This window comes from Cytobacillus sp. BC1816 (assembly GCF_051353635.1).
GTDB lineage: Bacteria > Bacillota > Bacilli > Bacillales > Cytobacillaceae > Cytobacillus > Cytobacillus oceanisediminis_C.
The window spans coordinates 4119128-4140484 of record NZ_CP195611.1 but is presented as its reverse complement, the minus strand read 5'-3'; the positions used below and the strand labels follow the sequence as shown (position 1 = coordinate 4140484).

The window sequence follows — 21357 nt, the reverse complement described above, 5'->3', positions numbered from 1 at the left end:
ACTAAAAGAGCGCCATACGAAATGGTGCTCTTTTTAATTATCTGTGAAAATAGACATATAAAGTGCTTCCAAAACCAATTATGGAAAAACAATAAAGAAATTCGGACAAAAATCGACATTTTTTTTGTTATTCCCATAAAAATAACAGTCTATCCCTTTACATCTTCACTTTTTTTTTCGATAATAGTAGCAATATTAATTTTTTTATAACTTGTTATAAATCCAATTTTAAAATTATTACATTATGCAAATGCATAAAATTCAGGGAGATAAAGGTGATTCCATGGCGAACGATCAAGTTCTGACCGCCGAGCAAGTCATCAACAGAGCAAAAGAATATTTAAACGATGAGCATGCAGAGCTTGTAAAAAAAGCGTACGAGTTTGCCAAGCATGCCCACCGTGAACAATATAGGAAGTCCGGTGAACCATACATTATCCATCCAATTCAAGTGGCAGGCATCCTTGCTGACCTGGAGATGGATCCATCAACGGTTGCTGCCGGATTTCTTCACGATGTGGTTGAAGACACCGAAGTCTCATTGGAGAATATCGAAGAAGCCTTCAATTCAGAAGTGGCAATGCTTGTCGATGGTGTAACAAAACTGGGGAAAATTAAATATAAATCACAGGAAGAACAGCAGGCTGAAAATCATCGGAAAATGTTTGTGGCAATGGCCCAGGACATCCGTGTAATCTTAATTAAGCTTGCTGACCGTCTTCATAATATGCGGACACTTAAGCATCTGCCAGCTGAAAAGCAGCGCCGCATTTCGAACGAAACACTTGAAATTTTTGCCCCTCTTGCCCATAGGCTTGGAATTTCAAAGATTAAGTGGGAGCTTGAAGATACGGCTCTAAGGTACCTAAATCCGCAGCAATATTATCGGATTGTAAACCTGATGAAGAAAAAAAGAGCGGAACGGGAAGAGTATCTAGATGATGTTATTAATGTCATGAGGGGCAGAATGTCAGAGGTTTCAATTAAAGCAGAGATATCCGGCCGCCCTAAGCATATATACAGCATCTATCGAAAAATGGCGCTTCAAAACAAGCAATTCAATGAGATATATGATCTTCTTGCTGTTCGAATTGTTGTAAGCAGCATTAAAGATTGCTATGCGGTTCTCGGGATTATTCATACATGCTGGAAGCCGATGCCCGGCCGTTTTAAAGATTATATTGCCATGCCTAAACAGAATATGTATCAATCTCTTCATACCACGGTTATTGGGCCAAAAGGTGACCCGCTGGAAGTCCAGATCCGTACCATGGATATGCACAGAATTGCAGAGTTTGGTATTGCTGCCCATTGGGCTTATAAAGAAGGAAAAAGAGTGAATGAGGGCTCTTCATTTGAGGAGAAGCTAACCTGGTTCCGCGAAATCCTGGAGTTTCAGGATGATGCTGCAAATGCTGAAGAGTTCATGGAATCACTGAAGATCGATTTATTTTCCGATATGGTGTTTGTCTTTACTCCTAAAGGGGATGTCATCGAACTTCCTTCCGGCTCCGTTCCCATTGACTTTGCTTATCGAATTCACTCGGAAATTGGAAACAAAACGATCGGTGCCAAAGTCAATGGAAAAATGGTCACGCTTGATTACAAACTGAAGACCGGCGATATCATCGAAATTCTGACATCCAAGCATTCCTATGGACCTAGCAAAGATTGGCTGAAGCTTGCTCAGACTTCACAGGCTAAAAATAGAATCCGAACCTTTTTCAAAAAGCAGAGAAAAGAAGAAAATGTGGAAAAAGGGAAAGAGCTTGTTGAGCGGGAGATTCGAAATATGGATTTCGACCTGAAGGAAATTTTGACATCTGATAATGTTAAAAGGGTCGCAGAAAAGTTCAACTTTGCCACAGAGGAAGATATGTATGCTGCCGTTGGCTATAACGGAGTAACTGCACTTCAGGTTGCCAACAGGCTGACAGAAAAATGGCGCAAGAAACGCGATCTCGAACAAACCTCCGATATTACAAATGCTGTTTCGGAATTGAAGACTTTTCCATCTGCCAAAAAACGCGAATCCGGTGTCCGGGTTTCAGGCATTGATAACCTGCTGATACGCCTTTCCCGCTGCTGTAATCCTGTCCCTGGGGATGAAATTGTTGGGTTTATTACAAAGGGCAGAGGAGTTTCTGTACACCGTGATGATTGCCCCAATATAGAAACGGATGATGCAAAACAAAGGCTCATCCCGGTTGAGTGGGAAACAGCCTTAAATGACCGGAAAGAATACAATGTTGAAATTGAAATTACCGGTTATGACCGCAGGGGATTATTAAATGAGGTCCTTCAGGCTGTTAATGAAACGAAAACCAACATTTCAGCCGTATCAGGACGTTCAGACCGCAATAAATCAGCAACGATTAATATTTCCATTGCCATACACAATGTCAGCCACCTGCAAAAGGTTGTAGAACGGATTAAACAAATCCCTGATATTTATGCAGTAAGAAGGATTATGAACTAAAGGGGTGCAGATAGAATGCGTGTTGTAGTGCAGCGGAGCAAAGAAGCCAGCGTAACGGTGGACGGAAAAACCGTCGGAAGCATCAAAAAGGGGTTTGTTTTGCTCGTTGGAGTCACCCATGAAGATAAGGAAGAGGACGCTGCATTTCTGGCTGATAAAATTGCCAATCTTCGCGTCTTCGAAGATGAAAATGGTAAAATGAATTTTTCACTGCTGGATCAGGAAGCTGAAATTCTTTCGGTCTCCCAGTTTACTTTATATGGAGATTGCCGGAAGGGCAGACGGCCCAATTTCATGGAAGCGGCTAACCCAGCGCATGCCGTAAAAATCTATGATGCTTTTAACCGGTTTTTAGAAGCTAAAGGCCTGAAAGTAGAAACAGGTGAATTTGGGGCCATGATGGATGTTAAATTAACCAACGATGGACCTGTTACTTTAATTTTAGAAAGCAAGTAAGATTTTTTTTATTTAGCAAAAAGCCCCGGCATCCATTTGCCGGGGCTTTTTGCTAATTTTTGAAGTAACGGGCAAGTCCCTGATAAATCCCTGCTGTTGCTGATTGCTGATACTGTGCAGAAGCAATCAGGGCCTCTTCAGCCGAATTGCTCAGATATCCAAGCTCGATGAGAACTGCATTGCGTTTATTCTCTCTTATCACATGATAATCTCCAGCTCTATAGCCCCGATCTCTCAGATTTGTCATGGCTATTACATTGGAGTGGATATTGGCTGCAAGTTCCTGTTGAAAAGGATGATAATAATAAGTAGTCGCTCCTCTTGCAGTGCGATCTGGCGTGCTGTCATAATGAATGCTGATGAAAGCATCTGCATTATGATAATGTGAAATGCCTACTCTGGAAGGAAGAGGCAAATAGGTATCTCCGCTTCTGGTAAGAATAACATTTGCACCTGCAGATCTTAATTTGTCTGCCAGTAATTGAGCGGTCCTGATTGTAATATCTTTTTCACGAGTCCCTCGTGCCCCTGTGGTCCCGTTATCTCGGCCTCCATGGCCGGGATCAAGGACGATTGTTTTATTTCGCAGGTGCTGTTCTGCTCCCGGTTTTGTTACTGCAGGTGCAGACCCTTCAACCTTGACGATCCATCCTGCTACAAAACCCGTCCCGCCGTTTGGAAGGCGAACTTCATACCAATCATCATTCAGGCTTATAATTTCAAAGCTGTCCCCTTTATTTGCCCTGTGAATGACAGATGACTGGGTGCTCGCTTTTTTTCTGATATTTGATCCGTTATGTAATATAATTGCAGAACTTCCGTTTACACTTTGCTGGGAAGAGCCGGAATTTTTCTCGGCTGTCATGTCTATGAACCAGCTTGCTACCCATCCATAAGAACCAGTCCGATATTCAATCTTTGCCCAATTATCAGTTTGCTCAAGAATAGGAAAAGTTTGTCCTTTTGTAACAGAACCTATTGGTTTCCCATTTAATGATCCTTTATTTCTCACGGTTAAAGAAGTTGCCGTAACAGTGCCGGATTTCCCGGACGCCGACTGTTTTGGCTTGCTTTTTGATTGTGAGGATTGAACCGCAATATATTGGCTGCTGATCCATCCGGCCTTGCCTGAGAAAGAGATTTCTGTCCAGCTGTCATTTTGAGAAATAACAGCTACTGTCTCCCCCGAATTTAGTTTGCCGATGATGTCACTAGTAAGCGATGGCTTGTTTCTTACATTTAAGGAGTTTGCCGTAATTTCCCCGGTTTGGCTGCTGCTTGATGAATTTTTCTCTTGGCTGCCGCTGTATTGGACGAATTCATTTGCGACCCATCCATCTCCATAAGGTGTTTGGATCTTAACCCAGCTTCCTTCAGTGCTCTTGACCTTATAGGCTGTTCCTTTCTGTATAGTCCCCAGAACACCGTAACTTGTACCAGGTCCCTTTCTCACCCTCAGGCCATCTGTTGTGATGATTGCCTGGGAATTTGTACTGGCTGCTTTTTCTCCTGTCTGACTGGTCGTCATATCAGAAATAAGCCAGCTGGCCACATAGCCGCTTTGACCCTGGAAATTAATTTTAATCCAATCTCCTTCACGGGAAAGAGCGTTAAATTGATCTCCTTTCTGGGCTTGTCCCAGAATGGGGTAGCTTAAGCCTGGGCCTTGACGGACGTTAAGATTATTTGTGGTGATTGTTACAGTACTGTTTTCAGCTTTAACCTGTGTACCCTCCTGTGTTATGCCAGCCAAAAGGATAAGACATATCACGAGAATAAGTGGTTTTCTTTTCTTCAACAGGCCGCCTCCTTTCATAATTAAAATCCTTATTAAAAGAAAAACAAACCAGGTGCCGGCAGTCAAGATAACTTTGGTCCTAGAATACTTCTGCATCTTGTGCAATTTCCCTTCTAATATCGGTTTATCAGCAATCATTTTTAGCCGGGAATTAAATTTGTCCTGTTATGAAACATTTCATCTGAAAATGGAAAGAATAGAACAGACTACATAAAAAAAGGGTGAGTACTATGAGATTTGGAGAAAAAGGGATGTCTGCACAATCTGGTGAAAATCAGCTGTTCGGGGTAGATTTTCATGATTTTATACAAAGAGAACAAAACTCAAACATGATTGAACTCGCATCAGAGTTTGGACTATCTCTCAAGGATGTCAGGAAACTGAAAAAAAAGCTGGAACGATCTTAACATGTTTTTAGTCTTGACATTGATGAAAATGCTCCGTATTATAATATAAATAAAATGACAAATAAACAATTAGATGTCTAGCAGCAGCGCCTGACCAAGGCGTTTCTGCTTTTCGATAAACCATTGATGGAGAAGAGTAGTTAAACCCCACATGAAAAGAGAGAGAGTGCCTCCCGGCTGAAAGCATTCTCACATGATGATTTAACGAAAGAACACTTCGTAGGTTTCTCTCTGAAAAGGCGTGATCTTTAGTAGGAGCTGAACGTTAACAGGCGTTAACTGTAAAAGAGGAAGTCTATTTATTGGCTTCAACTAGGGTGGCACCACGGGAAAACCAAACTCTCGTCCCTTGTATTTAATATACAAGGAGGCGGGAGTTTTTTTATTTTGGCGATGCTTGCGATCATGGCTGCTATTAGCTAAAGCGTTAAGGATCGATAAATTATACATAGTTATCATTTTGCATTGGGAGGTAATTTTCATGTCTATCCGAATACCGAGGGGAACGCAGGACATTTTGCCGGGGGAAGTTGAAAAATGGCAATTGATAGAAGAAAAGGCCAGGGAACTTTGTGAGAAATTTCAATATCGTGAAATCAGAACACCTATTTTTGAACATACAGAATTATTTCTGCGCAGTGTTGGAGACACGACGGATATTGTTCAAAAAGAAATGTACACGTTTGAAGACCGCGGCGGACGAAGCCTGACACTTCGCCCTGAAGGAACGGCTTCTGCTGTAAGGTCATTCGTTGAACATAAAATGTACGGTGATGCGAGCCAGCCTGTAAAGCTTTATTATATGGGACCCATGTTCCGTTATGAACGCCCCCAGGCAGGACGTTTCCGCCAGTTTGTCCAATTCGGCGTCGAAGCGATCGGTAGCGCGGATCCGGCAATTGACGCGGAAGTTATCGCACTGGCAATGTCACTTTATAGAAGCATGGGCCTGCAAAAGCTTAAATTGATTGTGAACAGCCTGGGAGATAAAGAAAGCCGATCTGCACACAGAGAGGCTCTGGTCAATCACTTCAAGCCGCGGATCGGGGAGTTTTGCCAGGATTGTCAGAATCGCCTTGAAAAAAATCCAATGCGCATCCTGGACTGTAAACAGGACCGTGAACATGAACTTATGAAATCTGCTCCATCCATCATTGATTATTTGAATGATGATTCAAAAGCCTACTTTGAAAAGGTTCAAAGGTATTTAAAGAACCTGGATATTGACTTTACCGTCGATCCAAATCTTGTTCGCGGCCTCGATTATTACAATCATACGGCCTTTGAAATTATGAGTGATTCTGAAGGTTTCGGAGCTATTACTACTCTTTGCGGCGGCGGACGATACAATGGACTCACTGAGGAAATTGGCGGTCCTGAAGCACCGGGAATAGGTTTTGCTTTAAGTATCGAGCGTTTTATTGCTGCTCTTGAAGCAGAGAAGGTGGATATGCCTCTTAATAAGGGTATTGACTGCTACCTTGTATCCCTTGGAGAGGAAGCAAAGGATTACACAGTCGGCCTTCTTCAAAAACTTCGAATGGCAGGATATTCTGCTGAAAGAGATTATCTTGACAGAAAAATTAAAGCCCAGTTTAAAGCGGCAGACCGGTCGAATGCGAAGTTTGTTGCTGTCTTGGGTGAAGATGAACTTAAAGCGAACAAAATTAATGTAAAATCTATGGAATCGGGAGAACAGACAGAGCTTGGTCTTGATTCTTTTATTGAAAAATTTACGGAGCTTTATCAATCATAAATCAGTTTTATATTTGGGAGGAATTAGAATGTTTGGGCGAACGTATTTTTGCGGGGAAGTAACGGAAAAAGCTATAGGAGAAAAAGTAAGCTTAAAAGGCTGGGTACAAAAACGACGGGATTTGGGCGGTCTGATATTTGTGGATCTTCGTGACCGCACTGGCATTGTTCAGGTTGTATTTAATCCGGAAGTTTCCCCTGAAGCTCTTGCAGCAGCTGAAAAGATCCGCAATGAATTTGTTCTTGATATAGAGGGAGAAGTAATTGCGCGTGAAGAAGGCACCATCAATGAGAACCTGAAAACAGGGCGCATTGAGATTAAGGCAGAGAAAGTGACTATCATCAATGAAGCAAAAACACCTCCTTTTGTCATTGATGATAAAACGGATGTTTCTGAAGATGTCCGCCTAAAATACCGCTATCTGGATTTGAGACGTCCAGTCATGTTTGATACCTTTAAGATGCGTCATCAAGTAACAAAAGCAATGAGGGATTTCTTGAATGGCGAGGGATTTCTTGATGTAGAAACACCGATCTTAACGAAGAGCACCCCGGAAGGAGCCCGTGACTATTTAGTTCCAAGCCGTGTGCATCCGGGTGAATTCTATGCTCTTCCACAATCACCTCAAATCTTTAAGCAGTTATTAATGGTAGGCGGATTTGAACGCTATTACCAAATTGCACGATGCTTCCGTGATGAAGACCTGCGTGCAGATCGCCAGCCTGAATTTACTCAGGTCGACATCGAAATGAGTTTTATGAGCCAGGAAGAAATCATCGGCCTGATGGAAAACATGATGAAAAAGGTCATGAAAGAAGTGAAAGGCCTGGATGTCCAGCTTCCATTCCCGCGCATGACCTATCAGGAAGCGATGGACCGCTTTGGATCTGACAAGCCGGATACACGATTTGGGATGGAATTGACGGATTTATCGGAAATAGTAAAAGAGTCAAGCTTCAAAGTATTTGCCGGGGCAGTAGCTTCCGGGGGACAGGTTAAGGCCGTTAATGTAAAAAATGGGGCAGGAAAGTATTCACGAAAAGATATTGATGCCCTAACAGAATTTGCTGCTGTTTATGGTGCAAAAGGGCTTGCGTGGTTAAAAGCGGAAGAAGACGGTTTAAAAGGTCCGATTGCCAAGTTTGTGACTGAGGATGAGCAAAAAGCATTCTATGCAGCTCTGTCAGTAGAGCCAGGAGACTTGCTCCTCTTTGTGGCTGATAGGAAAAATGTTGTGGCAGATGCACTTGGCGCTCTGCGATTAAAGCTTGGAAAAGAGCTTGATCTGATTGATCAAAGCAAGTTTAATTTCCTTTGGGTTACAGACTGGCCTCTTTTGGAATACGATGAGGAAGAAGGCCGCTATTATGCAGCCCATCATCCTTTTACAATGCCTGCCAGAGAAGATTTAGGTCTTCTTGATAAAGATCCTGCTCAAGTCCGTGCACAAGCATATGACCTTGTATTAAACGGTTACGAGCTTGGCGGCGGATCATTGCGTATTTTCGAAAGAGACGTTCAAGAGAAAATGTTCAGTGTGCTTGGCTTCTCAAAAGAAGAAGCTGTTGAACAGTTTGGATTCCTGCTTGAAGCATTTGAATATGGCACTCCTCCGCATGGCGGAATTGCCCTCGGATTAGACAGACTTGTCATGCTATTGGCAGGCAGAACAAATCTGAGGGATACGATTGCCTTCCCTAAAACAGCCAGTGCGAGCTGTGTGCTTACAGAAGCTCCTGGTGAAGTTAGCCAGTCCCAGCTTAATGATTTGCATTTAGCTCTTAATTTGAAAAAAAGTGAGTAATTTCCTATATAATGATTGTATGGTGGAGAAAACTCATTATTCAGAAAAATAAACTGGGAAGTAACTCCTGATTTTGAAGCAGGATGTATAATTATAAGGAATAAAATGGATAAAATTGTTCAAATTAGCTCCATTTCATCAGCTTGAAAAAGAAGAAACCGTGTGATATGATCATATCAATAAATAAAGAGTCCTGATGTGTTCGTTGTAAAACCTGAAATTTTGACCAACATTATTCCTTCGGGAGTCCGGAGTTTTCCCGCAGCGTAAAAGCCTCATGGATGAGGACTTACAAACGCAGGAAACAGGACACCCACCTGCTGAGTGCGGGTTCAAAACGAGGGCATCAACAGCGACGGCACGATTGGGACTCTTTAGTACATACGGTGTAAAAATCCATGCTAATGAGCATGGATTTTTTTGTTTGTCCTGTTTATATTGATCGTACTTGAACTGAGTTATTGTTGATATGATGATAAGGATTAATTATGATAGCGCTGTTAACACTATTGAGGAGAAAGCTTCGATTTAATTATTGCTTAAAATGTTAATGTAATTAAACCTATAGAACTACTTGCTTTAAAATTCAAGTATGATATATTCATTATCGGGTATAAGATATACATGCTTATTAAATAACATCTGATGGAGTTGATATATATATGCTTCACCAATTTTCCAGGAATGAATTGGCTATTGGCAAAGAAGGCCTTGAAAAAATGAAAAATAGTACCGTTGCGGTACTGGGCATCGGCGGTGTAGGTTCCTTTGCAGCGGAAGCACTGGCGCGTTCCGGTGTTGGCCGGCTTGTTCTGGTTGATAAAGACGATGTTGATATTACAAATGTGAACAGGCAGGTCATCGCTTTATTATCCACTGTCGGGAAACCAAAGGTGGATTTAATGAAAGAAAGAATCAGGGATATCAATCCTGATTGTGAAGTTATTGCTTTAAAAATGTTTTATACAGAAGAAACCTATGAGCAATTCTTTGATTATGGACTCGACTTTGTAGTTGATGCTTCCGATACGATTTCATATAAAATTCATCTAATGAAAGAATGCTTGAACAGAGGGATTCCAATGATTTCAAGCATGGGTGCTGCAAATAAAATGGATCCAACCAGGTTCCAGATTGCTGATATCTTCAAAACTCATACTGACCCGATTGCAAAGGTTATCCGCACACGCCTGAGAAAAGAAGGAATCAGAAAAGGCGTTCCGGTTGTATTCTCCGATGAAAGCCCGATCGTTATCCGGGAAGACGTCCGAAAAACAGTAGGAAAAGATGATGCTGAAATCAGAAAGGCCAAAATGCCGCCATCTTCAAACGCATTTGTTCCTTCTGTTGCAGGTTTAATCATGGCCAGCTATGTAAATAGAGAACTATTAAGCGATATTAAAATTGCACGTGTAAATGACTGAAAAGAGACCGGCTTTCTGCAGGCCGGTCTTTACCGCATTTTAATGTCCTGGATTTGCTCCAATCAATGAACAGCTCTTTTCTCTTCATTGCTTTCATGCTTCAGCAGCTGTTCGGCTTCTTTCAGGATGCTTGCCATTTCCTCATATTGCATAAGCTGATTTTTAAATTCCGCTTCTTTTTCCTTCAACCTTCTAATTAACTGCTGATTTTGAAGCTTTAAGTGCATTTGTTCTTCGTGCAGACGTTTATTTTCCTTGATTTGCTCTGAATCAGGATGTGCTTTCGCAAAGTTCCTTAAAAAGTGTATGACTTGAGCCAAATTTTCAATGGGAACAGTGTCAGGAGCTTCATGGGTTTGACTGGCTGCATTATTGCTTGAGCTTTCTTGGGTTCCATAATCTGTCCTTTTTGTTATGACCGTGTTCCAGCGGTATTGGCAAGCTGAAACTGTACGGCCGAGTTCAGTACTTGCCTTCTTAAAAGCTGATGCTTTTGAATCCCCATTTGATGTATATTCAAGTACTGTCTCTTCGAGTAATTGATCCTCTTCCGGTCTCCATAAATCTTTCCGTTCCTTCATTCCTTTAACCACCTCAGAAAATACGATTGTTTTGCTTATCGTCACCCTAATACATGAAAATATTCCATTCTCAGTTGTTGAAAGGTAAAATAACAAAGTGTAAGCCAAATAATAATCCCGACTTTAAAGGCGTCTGCAAAGAACTGGACTTTAAAAGATGGGAGGAGGATACCTAAATGGATACTCTTGTAGAAATACAGGAAGTAACAAAAGTAATAAAAGGAAGAACAATTATTGATTCTGTCAGCTTTGAGGTAAAAAAGGGAGAGGTATTCGGTTTCCTTGGCCCAAACGGTGCGGGTAAGACCACCACTATTCGAATGCTGGTGGGTTTGATTAGCATTACTTCCGGGGACATTAAAATTCTTGGCAGCAGCATCAAAACAGATTTTGAAAAGGCGGTTTCCCATATTGGAGCCATTGTGGAAAATCCTGAGATGTATAAGTTTTTGTCTGGCTATCAAAATCTGGTTCATTATGCACGAATGTCAAAAGGTGTAACTAAAGAAAAAATTAATGAAACGGTTGAGCTAGTAGGACTGGCGGATCGGATTCATGATAAAGTCAGAACATACTCGCTTGGCATGAGGCAAAGGCTTGGTCTGGCACAGTGTCTTTTGCATGATCCCAAAATCCTCATTTTGGATGAACCTACGAATGGGCTTGATCCTGCAGGCATCAGGGAGATTCGGGACCACCTGAGGATGCTTGCAAGAGAAAGAGAAATGGCTGTTATTGTTTCCAGCCATTTACTATCTGAAATGGAAATGATGTGTGACAGAATCGGTATTATTCAAAACGGGAAATTGATTGATGTTCAGCACATCAGTGATTTTGTACAAGGGAAAGAAAAAATTTATGAAGTAGAAGTGGATGATCCTGAAAAAGCAAATAGAATTTTAATACGTGCACAGCCTGGTTTGCCTGTACAGCTCACAGAAAATTGTGTGATACTTCCGCTTGTCCGTGAAGACATACCTGAAATGATAAAAGCGTTTGTCCGTGAAGACATGAAAATATTTTCCATTCGTGAAGTGACCAAAACTTTGGAAGATCGTTTTCTGGAAGTAACAGAGTACAAAGGGGGAACAGGTGATGCTCGGACTGATTCAAAATGAATGGATGAAGATATTTAGGCGCCCGGGCACATATGTCATGATTGGACTTCTTTTAATTATGACGACTGTTGCAGGAGCCTTTATAAAGTATCAGGAAAGCGGGGGTACAGTCCCGGATAATACGGAATGGAAAAGAGGACTGCAGACCCAAAACGAAAGCTATCAAAAACAGCTTGAAGAGATGGGGGAAATGGCTCCCAGAGAAATGAAGGAACAGTATCAAAGGGAGATGGCCATTAACGAATACAGAATTAAGAATGATATTTCACCGAATCAGGAATACTCTGTCTGGGGGTTTGTATCAGATACCTCACAGCTGATTGAATTTGCCGGCCTGTTTACGATCATCATTGCCGGGGGAATCGTGTCAAGCGAGTTTACATGGGGAACCATCAAACTTCTTTTGATTAGACCTATCAAAAGAGTAAAAATCCTGGGAGCAAAGTATATTACCGTGGTTTTATTCGGTCTGCTGGTGCTGGCCGTCCTCTTCGGATATTCAGCACTGCTGGGCGGACTCCTCTTTGGATTCCCTGAAAAAGCATTTCCTTATTTATATTATTACAACGGAACAGTAACAGAACAAAGCATGGGACTTCATCTGATAGCTTATTATGGTCTTAAATCCATTAATATGCTAATGCTTGCAACCATGGCTTTTATGATTTCTGCTGTTTTCAGGAATAGCTCGCTGGCGATAGGTCTTTCCCTGTTTCTGATGTTTATGGGAGGACAGGTCACAAGGCTGATCGCAATGAAATATGATTGGGCCAAATACAGCCTTTTTGCCAATACAGACCTCCTTCAATATTTTGAGGGAATGCCAATGGTTCACGGAATGACGATTGGATTTTCCATCCTGATGATATTAATATACTTCCTGCTTTTCCAGGTGCTTGCATTTTATGTGTTTAATAAAAGGGATGTTTCTGCTTAAAAGCGCAAATAGCAAAAGGTCTGGCATTGCTGCCAGACCTTTTGCTATTTAAGGAGTTTTTCATAGATAGATGCTAATGCCTGTTCGAATTTGCCTGTTTTCTTCGGCTGATAATACACTTTGTTTTTTATTCTGTCCGGCAAGTACTGCTGTTTGACCCAGCCTGTTTCGTAATCGTGAGGATATAGATAGCCGATGCCTCTGCCAAGCTCTTTTGCTCCTTTGTAGTGGGCGTCCTTCAAGTGATCGGGGACTTCACCGCTTTTGCCTGCTCGGATATCCGCTATTGCGGAATCCAATGCTGTGTATGCTGAATTGGATTTTGGAGAGAGACAGAGCTCAATAACCGCATTTGCAAGTGGAATCCTTGCTTCCGGGAATCCAATCCTTTCAGCTGTTTCTATGGCTGCAAGGGTTCTGGCTCCGGCTTGCGGCGATGCCAGGCCGATATCTTCATAAGCGATAACCAAAAGTCTTCTGCTTATGCTTTGCAGGTCGCCTGCTTCAATTAATCTTCCTAAATAGTGCAATGCCGCATTTACATCGCTTCCGCGAATGGACTTTTGAAAACCGGATAAGACATCGTAATGGGCATCTCCATCTTTATCGTGTGTAAAGCTTTTGCGCTGAATGCATTCCTCTGCAACAGACAAATCAATCTTAATGATTCCTTCTTCATCTTCATTAGTTGAAAGCACAGCCAATTCCAATGCATTTAGAGAGCTTCTGACATCACCATTTGAAGCGGTGGCAAGATGTGTTAGCGCATCATCGGTAACTTCAGTTTGTTTATTGCCAAGGCCACGTTCCTTATCCAATAAAGCCCTTGTCAGTGCTTTTTTTATATCATCAGCAGACAGCGGCTTTAGTTCGAAAATTTGGCATCGGCTTCTGATAGCGGGGTTAATTGCATGATACGGATTGCTGGTTGTGGCGCCAATTAAAGTGATGCTGCCATTTTCAAGATAGGGCAGCAGGAAATCTTGTTTGCCTTTATCAAGTCTATGGACTTCATCCAGCAGCAGAATAACCTTTCCGGACATTTTGGCCTCTGCCGCTACCACTTCCATATCTTTTTTATTGTTAGTCACAGCATTTAAAGTACGGAAAGCGTATTTGGTGCTCCCTGCAATGGCACTTGCAATCGAGGTTTTGCCTATACCTGGGGGGCCGTACAGAATCATCGATGACAGCTGCTTTGCCTGCACCATGCGATAGATGATTTTTCCTTCTGAAACAAGATGCTCCTGGCCAATGATTTCATCAATCGTTCTCGGCCTCATCCGGAATGCAAGAGGTTTAATGTTCAAAGTTATCACTCCAGCCTTTTGCTGGCAGCCTGCAGTCTGCCTATCTATTTTCAGCAAAGTTTTCGCTTTCTATTTAAGATACCATAACATTTCCCGGTGCGAAATCAATTAGGCCAGACCGGCATTGTCCTAAGTTCAATCCCGGCCCGCCCCTTTTCCTCCTAAAATATGCTATAATGTCAAAAGTCTATAATATTACTAAGGATATAAACTTTATATATTTTGCAGGTCTCGCGGGGAGCGTTGGGCACATGTTACTGAAAAATAAAGGGCAAATCGGTCCCAGGTTTTTGGTTTATTTAATAGGGCTGCTTGTTATGAGCCTGGGGATTGTGTTGTTAATTAAAGCTGATTTAGGGGCAACCCCCTGGGATGTTCTGCATGTAGGACTCTACTATGAGCTAGGCCTGACGATAGGCAGTTGGTCCATTATTGTTGGGATTTTCATATTGGCTGCTGCAGCACTGATTTCAAAGGAATTTCCACAGGCCGGTGCATTCTTGAATATGATACTGATTGGTCTGTTTATTGACGCTTATTTGCTTTTGCCATTTATGCAGACCCCAAATGGGCTGGCGGGAAAATTGGCCGTGTTTGGTTTTGGCATAGTGGTTTATTGCTATGGAATGGGGCTGTATATTTCTGCTCAGCTCGGAGCAGGGCCAAGGGATAGCCTGATGATTGCCTTAACAGCAAAAACCGGCTGGAAAGTCAGAAATGTCAGAGGTCTAATGGAAATTGCTGTACTGACTGTTGGATGGCAGCTTGGGGGCCCTGTTTTCTGGGGCACCATTGTGCTCAGTTTGGCAGTCGGGCCGATTGTCGGGGCTGCTTTGCCGCAGTGCCAGGCTTTAACTGACCGATTTTTGGCAAAACTTAGAGAAAAGGATATCTATGCGAATCAAATGCTTAAAGAAAAGGATAGAGGTGCAAGCTGATGAAAATATCTACTAAAGGCCGTTATGGGTTAACTATAATGATTGAATTAGCTAAAAAGCATGGGGAGGGTCCCACTTCGCTAAAATCGATCGCCCAGACGAATGATCTGTCTGAGCACTATCTGGAGCAGCTCATAGCGCCGCTTCGGAACGCAGGTCTTGTTAAAAGCATCCGCGGGGCATACGGCGGATATATTTTGGGGAAAGAGCCGACAAAGATTACTGCCGGGGATATCATCAGAGTTCTGGAAGGACCGATCAGTCCAGTGGAAGGAATTGAAGATGAAGAGCCTGCAAAGAGAGAACTGTGGATGCGTATTCGTGATGCTGTGAAAGATGTGCTTGATAACACAACGCTTGAAGATCTTGCCAGCCATACAGATACTGGCGAATCGGATGCTTATATGTTTTATATTTAGTCCTTAATCAGGGAATAATTCATGTGGAAATAAAAGCAGCAGGACGAAATGAAGTAGGTGAAATAAATTGGAAAGAATATACCTTGACCATGCGGCAACTTCGCCAATGCATCCTGAAGTGATTGAACGGATGACTGAAGTCATGAAATCTGAATATGGAAATCCTTCCAGCATTCATTATTTCGGGCGGAGTGCACGCCATATTGTCGATGAAGCAAGATCTGCTTTAGCAAACAGTATTGGTGCAAAAACCAATGACATTATTTTTACAAGCGGCGGTACAGAGGCTGATAATCATGCGATTTTTGGAACAGCTGAATCCTGCCGCCATAGGGGCAAACACATTATCACAACTCAAATTGAACACCATGCGGTTTTGCATGCATGTGAGGAGCTTGAAAAACAGGGCTTTGAGGTAACGTATTTGCCTGTTGATCCAAATGGGCGTGTTTTGGTAAAGGACGTAGAAGATGCTCTCCGGGAGGATACCATTCTTGTAACCATCATGTACGGAAATAATGAAATAGGGACGCTTCAGCCGATTAAGGAAATAGGTGAGTTATTGGCGGAGCATCCTGCTAAATTCCATACCGATGCTGTTCAGGCTTACGGGCTTGAAAGAATTGATGTGCAGGAATTGAAAGTGGATTTGCTTTCCGTCTCCGCCCATAAAATTAATGGCCCAAAAGGGATCGGCTTTTTATACGCCCATCCTGATGTGAAACTTTCTTCCCGTCTTTTTGGCGGTGAACAAGAAAGGAAGCGCAGGGCAGGAACTGAAAATGTTCCATCTATTGCAGGCTTCCAGGAGGCTGTTCGGATCACTCAGAATGAGATGGAAACTAAGCGGGACGAGCTGCATTCTTTTAAGATGCTGTTCATGAATAAACTGAAGCAGGAAGATGCTGTTTTTGAACTGAACGGATCACTTGATTATTCCCTGCCTCATGTTTTAAACTTAAGCTTTCCCGGAACAAATGTTGAAGCCATGCTAGTTAATCTTGATTTGGCTGGGATAGCAGCATCAAGCGGGTCGGCCTGTACTGCAGGCTCCATCGATCCATCCCATGTCCTTGTCAGCATGTTTGGAAAAGGATCAGACAAACTGCAAAATTCCATCCGTTTCAGCTTCGGCCTCTTTAACACAAAGGAACAAGCTGAAAGAGCTGCAGAACAAATAGCCAAAATCGTGAAGCGGCTGGCTAAATAGATAAGATAGTTGAAACAAAGCAAGTCTAAGTGTTTAGAATTGAGGTGAAATAGAGATGAAAAAAGATCCAAAGGATACCCGGGTAGTGGTCGGAATGTCCGGAGGCGTTGATTCTTCTGTTGCGGCCCTGCTTCTGAAGGAACAGGGGTACGATGTGATCGGGATTTTTATGAAAAACTGGGATGATACCGACGAAAATGGTGTTTGTACCGCCACAGAGGATTACAATGATGTCATCCGGGTATGCAACCAAATCGGAATTCCTTATTATGCAGTCAACTTTGAAAAGCAATACTGGGATAAAGTGTTTACCTACTTCCTTGAAGAATACAAGGCAGGACGAACACCCAATCCTGATGTCATGTGCAATAAGGAAATTAAATTTAAGGCTTTCCTTGAACATGCTATGAGCCTTGGCGCAGACTACCTGGCTACTGGCCACTATGCACGCGTGGAATTCAGGGATGGCGAATACAAAATGCTAAGAGGCCTTGATGATAATAAGGATCAAACATATTTCCTGAATCAGTTAACACAGGATCAGCTTGAAAAAGTTATGTTTCCTATTGGCGATATTGAAAAATCAAAAGTACGCGAACTGGCAAAGGAAGCTGGTTTGGCAACTGCAGCAAAGAAAGACAGCACGGGCATTTGCTTTATTGGTGAACGTAACTTCAAGGAGTTCCTTGGAAATTACCTTCCCGCTCAGCCCGGGAATATGGAAACCATGGATGGAAAGATTGTCGGCAAGCATGATGGCCTGATGTATTATACCATTGGGCAGCGACATGGACTTGGCATTGGCGGAGCAGGTGAACCATGGTTTGCAATCGGCAAAGACCTGAAGCGGAATGTCTTGTATGTTGGACAAGGCTTCCACAATGAAATGCTCTATTCAGACTCCATTATTGCTGTTAATGCCAGCTGGGTTAACCATTCAGAACAGCCGCTGGAATTTGAATGTACGGCTAAGTTCAGATACCGCCAGGCGGATAGCAGAGTTAAGGTTCGGACTCTTGAAGATGGAAAAGTACAAGTTATTTTTGAGGAGCCAATCAGAGCTGTTACCCCGGGGCAGGCAGTTGTTTTTTATAATGGTGACGAGTGTCTCGGCGGCGGAACAATTGATAAAATATTCAAAGATGGCAAACAGCTGGATTATGTGGGTTAAGAAAAGAAGGGACCCCGATTCTTACATAGAATCGGGGTTTTATTATGGGAATAGCGGACAGCGGAAAAGGAAAATTCAAATATGCTATACTTTGATTTGAATGGAGTGATGAATAATGGATAAGAACCAAATGGGTATTCAATATATGCAAGAAGGAAAATGGGAAGAAGCAGCGAAGGTTTTTATGGAAGCGATTGAAGAAAACCCTTCTGATCCTGTTTCCTATATTAACTTTGGAAATGTGCTATCAGCTGTAGGGGAAAACGAAAAAGCGCTGAGGTTCTATGAAAAAGCAATAGGACTTGATGGAAACGCGGGTGCTGCGTACTACAGTGCTGGAAACTTATATTATGAATTGCAGCAGTTTGACGAAGCCAAAAAGATGTTTGAAACAGCATTGAAAAAAGGCCTGGAAACCGGAGACAACTTCTTCATGCTCGGCATGTCCCTAACAGCACTTGACCAGGGAAAGCTGGCTTTGCCTTATTTGCAGCGCAGTGTGGAGCTGAATGAAAACGATGCCGAAGCACATTTTCAATATGGATTATGCCTGGCGCAGCTCGATTATATTGATGAAGCAATTCAGCAGATGAAAAAGTGCATTAAAATTGAGCCGGAGCATGCAGATGCCTATTACAACCTTGGAGTAGCTTATGGATTTAAAGAACAGGAAAATGAAGCACTCTCTTACTTTAATAGGGCACTGGAAATTCAGCCGGATCATATGCTTGCCGGATATGGAAAAAAGCTGATTGAAAAAGGCGGCAGTGACCTGAGCTAAAAGTTGTATTATGGGGAGGATAAGGAAATGGAGAAACAGGATTCCATGGATCTTTTTGCCGAACAAGGAAAGTTCATAAAAGGCAGACATCTTGTCACAATCTTTCATAATGAGCAAAACTTATATACGGTTGTGCGCATTCGGGTTGATGAAACGAATGACTCTTATGATGAAAAAGAAGCGGTCATTACAGGCTATCTGCCAAAGATGCATGAGCATGAAACATATATTTTCTACGGTGAATTCAAGGATCACCCTAAGTTCGGCGTCCAATTCCACGCAAGCCATTACAGGAAAGATCTTCCCCAGACCAAACAAGGAGTAGCCAATTATTTATCAAGCGAATTATTTAAAGGGATTGGAAAGAAAACTGCCGAGCAAATCGTTGAGACACTTGGAGAAGATGCGATTACACGCATTCTAAATCAGCCTTCTCTTCTCGATAAGGTTCCAAAACTGTCACCTGAAAAAGCAAAATTGCTTTACGGCACGCTTATGGAACATCAAGGCCTTGAGCAAGCCATGATTGCATTAAATCAATATGGTTTTGGCCCGCAGCTTTCCATGAGAATTTATCAAGTATATAAAGAAATGACGATTGAAGTTGTCCAAAGCAACCCTTATAAGCTGGTTGAGGATATAGAAGGAGTCGGCTTTGGCCGTGCAGATGAACTGGGCTATCAAATCGGCATTTCTGGTAATCATCCTGATCGTATTAAAGCAGCCTGCCTCTACATACTTGAAATGGAAAGCATGCAGGCAGGCCATGTTTATTTTGAAGCAAAACCACTTCTGCAAAGTGCGAAGAAGCTTTTAGAAGAAAATAAGCGTGATACAATTGAATACAGGGATATATCCAAGGAACTGATTAAGCTTGAAGAGGAAGGGAAAATCATGGCTGAAGGCCAAAAGATATACCTTCCATCCCTTTATTTTTCTGAAAAGGGACTTGTAACCAATATTAAACGGATCCTTAAGCAAACACAATATGATGAACAGTTTCCGGAGTCGGAATTTCTTTTGGCCCTTGGCAATCTGGAGGAACGTCTGGGTGTTCAGTACGCCCCGACCCAAAAGGAAGCCATTCAAACAGCTCTTATGTCTCCTATGCTGATACTGACTGGCGGCCCGGGTACAGGAAAAACAACCGTTATTAAGGGAATTGTTGAGTTATATGCCGAACTGCATGGCTGCTCTCTTGAGCCAAAAGACTATAAAAAGGAAGAGCCTTTTCCCTTCCTGCTGGCTGCGCCTACTGGAAGGGCTGCAAAACGGATGGCCGAGTCAACTGGGCTGCCCGCGGTAACCATTCACCGTCTGCTTGGCTGGAATGGGACCGAAGGGTTTGACCGGCACGAAGAGAGTCCATTGGAAGGCAGGATTTTAATTGTAGATGAGACCTCAATGGTTGATGTTTGGCTTGCTAATCAGCTTTTCAAGGCTCTCCCTGAAAATATGCAGGTAATCCTTGTGGGGGATGAAGATCAGCTGCCCTCAGTGGGTCCAGGCCAGGTTTTAAAAGATCTTTTGCGTTCAGATCGTATTCCTACCGTTCGTTTAACAGATATTTACCGACAGGCTGAAGGATCTTCAATCATTGAATTGGCTCATGAAATGAAAAAAGGCAAACTTCCCGCGAACATTTCTGCACAGCAGACAGATCGTTCCTTTATCAAATGCCAGCCGGGCCAAATTGCGGATGTTGTTGAAAAGGTTGTCCTGAATGCCAAAAAGAAAGGTTATTCCTCAAAGGATATTCAAGTGCTTGCCCCTATGTACCGCGGACCTGCAGGAATTGACAGGCTAAACGAAATATTGCAGGAAATACTAAATCCAAACCCTGATGGAACGAGGAAAGAGTTTTCCTTTGGTGATGTGAAATACAGAATCGGCGATAAAGTCCTTCAGCTTGTCAATCAGCCTGAGAATAATGTGTTTAATGGGGATATGGGTGAGATTGTATCTATTTTTTACGCAAAGGAAAATACGGAAAAACAGGATATGATTGTCGTATCCTTCGATGGTGCGGAAGCTACTTACACAAGGCAGGATCTTAATCAGATTACACATGCATACTGCTGTTCAGTCCATAAATCCCAGGGAAGTGAATTCCCTATCGTCATTTTGCCAGTTGTTAAAAGCTATTACAGGATGCTTAGAAGAAATCTTCTTTATACCGCCATTACCCGCAGCAGACAATTTTTGATACTGTGCGGTGAAGAAGATGCGTTGAAAATCGGTGTGGAACGTGCGGATGAACAAGCCCGCCTGACAACTCTTTCAGAAAAGCTTAGAGAAGCAATCCCATTAAAAGGTGAAGCAATGCAGGAAGATACAGGTGAGTCGCCCCTGCCTGAAACCCTAACCCTCGAAGAAAGGCTTCTCCAAGCCGATCCAATGATAGGAATGGGAAATATAACACCGTATGATTTTATGGAAAAAGAATATAGCTAATAAGAACAGTCTAAATAACAGACTGTTCTTTTTGTATATCTCAGAAATAGACGAGCCGTTTGGCCGTTTGAAAATAAATATGAAAAGGAGAGATAAATGTGGAAAAGAAAATCAGAAGCTCTCTTCTCAATCTCCATGGAGTGAAACGCCGTAAACAGCCACAGCAGGATTATGAATTTTCAGAGGAACTGGCAGACGGCGGGGAGCGCAGCGAACGTTTTAATAAGCCAAGGTACAATAGAAGGTAATGCTTATGCAGACCCTCCAATCCGGTTTTAGTAATACTTTATGGGTCCCATGGGAATGGTTTTCCT

General features: G+C 42.5%; 18 protein-coding genes, 1 other RNA gene and 1 other annotated feature. Of the genes, 16 read left to right on the top strand and 3 right to left on the bottom strand.

Annotated features, from left to right (window positions below):
• Positions 1 to 283 precede the first annotated feature (283 nt).
• Complete coding sequence (locus ACR42H_RS21115) at positions 284 to 2479, top strand: RelA/SpoT family protein (protein ID WP_436373094.1); 2196 nt, start codon at positions 284 to 286, stop codon at positions 2477 to 2479.
• Between the two features lie 15 nt (positions 2480 to 2494).
• Positions 2495 to 2935 (top strand): D-aminoacyl-tRNA deacylase, encoded by a 441-nt coding sequence (gene dtd / locus ACR42H_RS21110; RefSeq protein WP_113882739.1) that lies wholly within the window; start codon positions 2495 to 2497, stop codon positions 2933 to 2935.
• 52 nt (positions 2936 to 2987) lie between these two features.
• Here the strand turns inward: dtd and ACR42H_RS21105 are convergent, their stop codons facing one another.
• On the bottom strand, positions 2988 to 4733 hold the full coding sequence (locus tag ACR42H_RS21105; protein WP_436373092.1) for an SH3 domain-containing protein: 1746 nt from the start codon (positions 4731 to 4733) through the stop codon (positions 2988 to 2990).
• A gap of 230 nt (positions 4734 to 4963) precedes the next feature.
• Here ACR42H_RS21105 and ACR42H_RS21100 point away from each other — a divergent pair, with 230 nt between their 5' ends.
• The 5 genes from ACR42H_RS21100 to ACR42H_RS21080 all read left to right on the top strand — a co-directional run bounded on the left by ACR42H_RS21100 (position 4964) and on the right by ACR42H_RS21080 (position 10124).
• A complete protein-coding gene (locus ACR42H_RS21100; RefSeq protein ID WP_026041802.1) occupies positions 4964 to 5140 on the top strand; it encodes a hypothetical protein in 177 nt (58 codons plus the stop codon).
• Between the two features lie 114 nt (positions 5141 to 5254).
• Positions 5255 to 5493: a binding site (T-box leader), on the top strand.
• A gap of 128 nt (positions 5494 to 5621) precedes the next feature.
• Positions 5622 to 6896 (top strand): histidine--tRNA ligase, encoded by a 1275-nt coding sequence (hisS, locus tag ACR42H_RS21095; protein WP_113882740.1) that lies wholly within the window; start codon positions 5622 to 5624, stop codon positions 6894 to 6896.
• A gap of 28 nt (positions 6897 to 6924) precedes the next feature.
• Positions 6925 to 8700: an aspartate--tRNA ligase gene (aspS, locus tag ACR42H_RS21090; protein ID WP_436373089.1), complete on the top strand. Its 1776-nt coding sequence runs from the start codon at positions 6925 to 6927 to the stop codon at positions 8698 to 8700.
• A 187-nt stretch (positions 8701 to 8887) separates the two neighbouring features.
• Positions 8888 to 9075, top strand: a non-coding RNA gene (gene ssrS, locus ACR42H_RS21085) — 6S RNA.
• Between the two features lie 287 nt (positions 9076 to 9362).
• Positions 9363 to 10124 (top strand): tRNA threonylcarbamoyladenosine dehydratase, encoded by a 762-nt coding sequence (locus ACR42H_RS21080; RefSeq protein ID WP_113882742.1) that lies wholly within the window; start codon positions 9363 to 9365, stop codon positions 10122 to 10124.
• Positions 10125 to 10186: 62 nt separating this feature from the next.
• Here ACR42H_RS21080 and ACR42H_RS21075 read toward each other — a convergent pair whose 3' ends face one another.
• Positions 10187 to 10705 carry a hypothetical protein gene (locus ACR42H_RS21075; RefSeq protein ID WP_113882743.1) on the bottom strand — a complete coding sequence of 173 codons (519 nt, stop codon included), beginning with the start codon at positions 10703 to 10705 and terminating at the stop codon, positions 10187 to 10189.
• Between the two features lie 176 nt (positions 10706 to 10881).
• Between ACR42H_RS21075 and ACR42H_RS21070 the strand changes: the two genes are divergently transcribed.
• Complete coding sequence (locus ACR42H_RS21070) at positions 10882 to 11823, top strand: ABC transporter ATP-binding protein (protein WP_113882744.1); 942 nt, start codon at positions 10882 to 10884, stop codon at positions 11821 to 11823.
• Positions 11801 to 12760, top strand: coding sequence for an ABC transporter permease (locus tag ACR42H_RS21065; protein ID WP_113882745.1), 960 nt, complete (start codon positions 11801 to 11803; stop codon positions 12758 to 12760). Before ACR42H_RS21070 ends, ACR42H_RS21065 begins: the two co-directional genes overlap by 23 nt.
• A 44-nt stretch (positions 12761 to 12804) precedes the next feature.
• Here the strand turns inward: ACR42H_RS21065 and ACR42H_RS21060 are convergent, their stop codons facing one another.
• Complete coding sequence (locus ACR42H_RS21060) at positions 12805 to 14070, bottom strand: replication-associated recombination protein A (protein WP_113882858.1); 1266 nt, start codon at positions 14068 to 14070, stop codon at positions 12805 to 12807.
• A gap of 251 nt (positions 14071 to 14321) precedes the next feature.
• On the opposite strand from ACR42H_RS21060, the gene ACR42H_RS21055 reads away from it, so the two are divergent.
• From ACR42H_RS21055 to ACR42H_RS21025, 7 genes are all read left to right on the top strand, one after another.
• Entirely contained in the window at positions 14322 to 15008 is a 687-nt protein-coding gene (locus tag ACR42H_RS21055; RefSeq protein WP_436373086.1) for a YczE/YyaS/YitT family protein, read from the top strand.
• Positions 15008 to 15427: a cysteine metabolism transcriptional regulator CymR gene (gene cymR / locus ACR42H_RS21050; protein WP_009333072.1), complete on the top strand. Its 420-nt coding sequence runs from the start codon at positions 15008 to 15010 to the stop codon at positions 15425 to 15427. Before ACR42H_RS21055 ends, cymR begins: the two co-directional genes overlap by 1 nt.
• 67 nt (positions 15428 to 15494) lie before the next feature.
• Positions 15495 to 16637, top strand: coding sequence for a cysteine desulfurase family protein (locus tag ACR42H_RS21045; protein WP_436373083.1), 1143 nt, complete (start codon positions 15495 to 15497; stop codon positions 16635 to 16637).
• A gap of 55 nt (positions 16638 to 16692) precedes the next feature.
• Positions 16693 to 17808 carry a tRNA 2-thiouridine(34) synthase MnmA gene (gene mnmA, locus ACR42H_RS21040; RefSeq protein ID WP_113882748.1) on the top strand — a complete coding sequence of 372 codons (1116 nt, stop codon included), beginning with the start codon at positions 16693 to 16695 and terminating at the stop codon, positions 17806 to 17808.
• A 115-nt stretch (positions 17809 to 17923) separates the two neighbouring features.
• Positions 17924 to 18589: a tetratricopeptide repeat protein gene (locus ACR42H_RS21035; RefSeq protein ID WP_113882749.1), complete on the top strand. Its 666-nt coding sequence runs from the start codon at positions 17924 to 17926 to the stop codon at positions 18587 to 18589.
• 27 nt (positions 18590 to 18616) lie between these two features.
• Positions 18617 to 21043 carry an SF1B family DNA helicase RecD2 gene (gene recD2 / locus ACR42H_RS21030; RefSeq protein WP_436373080.1) on the top strand — a complete coding sequence of 809 codons (2427 nt, stop codon included), beginning with the start codon at positions 18617 to 18619 and terminating at the stop codon, positions 21041 to 21043.
• A 98-nt stretch (positions 21044 to 21141) separates the two neighbouring features.
• Positions 21142 to 21291, top strand: coding sequence for a hypothetical protein (locus tag ACR42H_RS21025; RefSeq protein WP_436373078.1), 150 nt, complete (start codon positions 21142 to 21144; stop codon positions 21289 to 21291).
• Positions 21292 to 21357: the final 66 nt, after the last annotated feature.